Source organism: Synechocystis sp. LEGE 06083, from assembly GCF_015207725.1.
Classification (GTDB): Bacteria; Cyanobacteriota; Cyanobacteriia; order Cyanobacteriales; family Microcystaceae; genus Synechocystis; species Synechocystis salina.
In genome coordinates this window covers 1-2,498 of sequence record NZ_JADEWJ010000390.1, presented here as the reverse complement: position 1 = coordinate 2,498, position 2,498 = coordinate 1, and the positions used below count along the sequence as shown (strand labels likewise).

The following is a 2,498-nucleotide window of genomic DNA, read 5'->3' as shown; positions in this document are numbered from 1 at the left end:
CCAGAACTTTGCTAACAAGCTTTTAGGGGGCCTTCGGTTCGGTCAGAATAATTTTCCGTTGTTGGGGATCGTGACGGGGGCTTAATTCCTCCATAATTTTGCGGCTCTGGCTGGGGTCAAAACTACGGTGGAAGTCACTACGGAGTTGCTTAACCCTGGCCTCCGTTTCTTCTACCTGCATCTGAATTTCGTTCAGTTTGGCCTGTTGGGTTTGTTGATGGGGCAACAATCTGGCGATCGCCATTATGGAAACCACGACAAAAATACCATTGAGGCCCAGCTTGAAAAGAATTTCCCACACTAGCCACTTATGCTCAGGCTGAAACTTTTGTTCAGGGCGCTTACGACTTCTGGAACGGGGGCGACGGGCACTACTGGGTTTGAACGTTTGGGCAGTCATGGCGGGTAATTTTTGAGCCGGAGATAGCAAGAGGTCTGACAACTCACACCGGACTCTAAAGATGCCAGCATTTCCCCTAAAAATCAATAGGGCGCAACGCATCGCGCCCCAAGGATCGGATTATACGGCCGACGTTGGTCTACTTATAAAGTTCCGTGGAGAGACGGAAAGCTAGGAAAGCAGGCAGGAGAGCAACCACTAAGGCTGCCAAAATTTGGGTGTCAGATAATGCCATGGATAGTTAACTCCTAGATAAAAACAGATCGTGAGAAACATTAACAACACTTTGCAATATGGGGGCAGTTTTGGGAAACAAGTTGTTACAAGTCTTTAGAAAACTCGATACTTACCCAACTCCTATCCCCAGGGTGGCCAACCGGATAACCTAGTCTGGGCTAGAGTTCTCCCCGGATTTCTTCCACCACGCCATCCCGCAGCACCAATTCGACCCCCATTTTTTGCACCAGGTTATCCCCTTTTTGCAGACGGAAAAAGCTCTCCATCTGGCCCTGGATCACTTCCTGGTTGAGTTCTAATAACTGCACCTGTTGCATTTGTTGCAGAGCTTGGTTTTTTTGCTCGAGGATTTCGCTCTTTTGTTGATTAACCTGCATTTGAATGTTTTCAATTTGCTGGCTGACATTGGGGGGCAGGGGCACCAAGCTTTGTTTTTTAATCTCGGCGATCGCCCGTTGACTTTGGGCGTCGAGTTGTTGCACCTGATTATCCATCTGACTCACCTGGGCTTGGAGTTGTTGTTGCATCTCCTCTTTCCAGCGGGGGGTAACAATTACCTTGAGGGTGACGGGACGCTTGAGCAGTAATGTGTTGTTAGTATCGTCCATAAATTAAATTAAACCTAAAACTAGGGAAAGGGTTACATTGCAGTGCATCCCCAGAATATCTCCCCAGTGCGGTTAAACCAAGCTAGAAGCCCTACCAATTGACCCTAGAGGTCATCACCATCAACCAGGGGTGCCCCCACCACAGCAGGGCAATAAAGCCCATTACCCCCACATAGGCTGGTTTAATAAATTCTTGCCATACCAGGGTCTGCTTTCCCTCCCAAATCGCTTGAAAGGGAATAATGGAAGTCCTTTGCTTGACCTGCAAAAAAGCTTCGCCATATTTCTCGTACCAACGGCGATCGCCATGCCAGACCGCAAAACAATGGTGGGCAATTAGCCCCAGACTGGTGACCAAAGTAAAAGTAGTTCCTAACCAGAGGGTATGGGCCATACACCAAATTACCTGGCCGACCATTTGGGGATGGCGACAAATGCGAATAATGCCCGTTTCATAGAGATGGATTTCCGGCTTTTGGATAGCGGCAATTTCCAAGAGGTTAAAAGTGGCGGGGAAAAGGAAAAAAAAGGAGAGGGCAGACAAAATCCACACCAGAGGTTTAACTCCCGTGACTCCCTGTACTTGCCAGAGTTGGAGGCCGTCGTAGCGATGGTTGAAAAAATAAATAATTAGACCCGTGGCCAGGGGAATACTCACCAAGGCAAATAGGACTCGATAGCCTCTGGCGCCAATTTTGCTTTCTCCCCAGGGTCGTAGGGCCGCTAACCCACTATGGGCCACTGCAAACAAGAGAAGATAGGCGGCAATAATGCCATGGCTGGGGGTCAACCAGGGCCAGGGGGAGGAAATATTAAACAAGGCCAAGCAATTTAGTGGGGGGAATGGGGCAAAAACCATGGAAAAGTCTACTGGGTCAATGGCTAACGGCGAAACGGCGATCGCCAACGATGACAGTTAACCAACAATACATTTTCCCACACCCCCACAGCCAAAGACGGCCTAGAATTGAGCATTGCTGTTTCTGCACCGTCCCGCCCCCTAGGTAATTTGTCATGCAGCGCACCCGATTAAATACCATTGTTGAAGTTCGTGGCCAGCAACTTTCCCAATTTTTCAGGAATCCCTGGCGACGTATTTCCCTGAGTTTATTAGCCTTTTTGTTCGGTTTTTTTGTTGGCACTGCCGTAGCCACCACCGCCGGTCAGAATGCTCAATGGGACGTGGTTTGTGCTGCCTTTATTCTGCTTTTTTGTGAATTTGTCAATCGTTGGTTCTATCGCCGGGGGGGAAA

General features: G+C 48.8%; 5 protein-coding genes. 1 reads left to right on the top strand and 4 read right to left on the bottom strand.

The features are described from left to right. Positions 1–22: 22 nt before the first annotated feature. The 4 genes from IQ219_RS18950 to IQ219_RS18935 all read right to left on the bottom strand — a co-directional run bounded on the left by IQ219_RS18950 (position 23) and on the right by IQ219_RS18935 (position 2,056). A complete protein-coding gene (locus IQ219_RS18950; RefSeq protein ID WP_194020229.1) occupies positions 23–400 on the bottom strand; it encodes a hypothetical protein in 378 nt (125 codons plus the stop codon). 139 nt (positions 401–539) lie between these two features. Beyond that, positions 540–635 (bottom strand): photosystem I reaction center subunit XII, encoded by a 96-nt coding sequence (gene psaM, locus IQ219_RS18945; RefSeq protein ID WP_010871633.1) that lies wholly within the window; start codon positions 633–635, stop codon positions 540–542. A gap of 160 nt (positions 636–795) precedes the next feature. Continuing rightward, positions 796–1,245: a YlqD family protein gene (locus IQ219_RS18940; protein WP_194073641.1), complete on the bottom strand. Its 450-nt coding sequence runs from the start codon at positions 1,243–1,245 to the stop codon at positions 796–798. Between the two features lie 91 nt (positions 1,246–1,336). After that, a complete protein-coding gene (locus tag IQ219_RS18935) occupies positions 1,337–2,056 on the bottom strand; it encodes an NnrU family protein (RefSeq protein ID WP_194073642.1) in 720 nt (239 codons plus the stop codon). Between the two features lie 203 nt (positions 2,057–2,259). On the opposite strand from IQ219_RS18935, the gene IQ219_RS18930 reads away from it, so the two are divergent. Continuing rightward, the coding region (locus IQ219_RS18930; RefSeq protein WP_194073640.1) for a DUF565 domain-containing protein at positions 2,260–2,498 on the top strand (239 nt) is incomplete at its 3' end.

What these genes read in the sequence shown, in the direction of transcription:
- psaM (WP_010871633.1), bottom strand. Translation starts at nt 635, where the DNA reads ATGGCATTATCTGACACCCAAATTTTGGCAGCCTTAGTGGTTGCTCTC.
- IQ219_RS18950 (WP_194020229.1), bottom strand. Translation starts at nt 400, where the DNA reads ATGACTGCCCAAACGTTCAAACCCAGTAGTGCCCGTCGCCCCCGTTCC.
- IQ219_RS18940 (WP_194073641.1), bottom strand. Translation starts at nt 1,245, where the DNA reads ATGGACGATACTAACAACACATTACTGCTCAAGCGTCCCGTCACCCTC.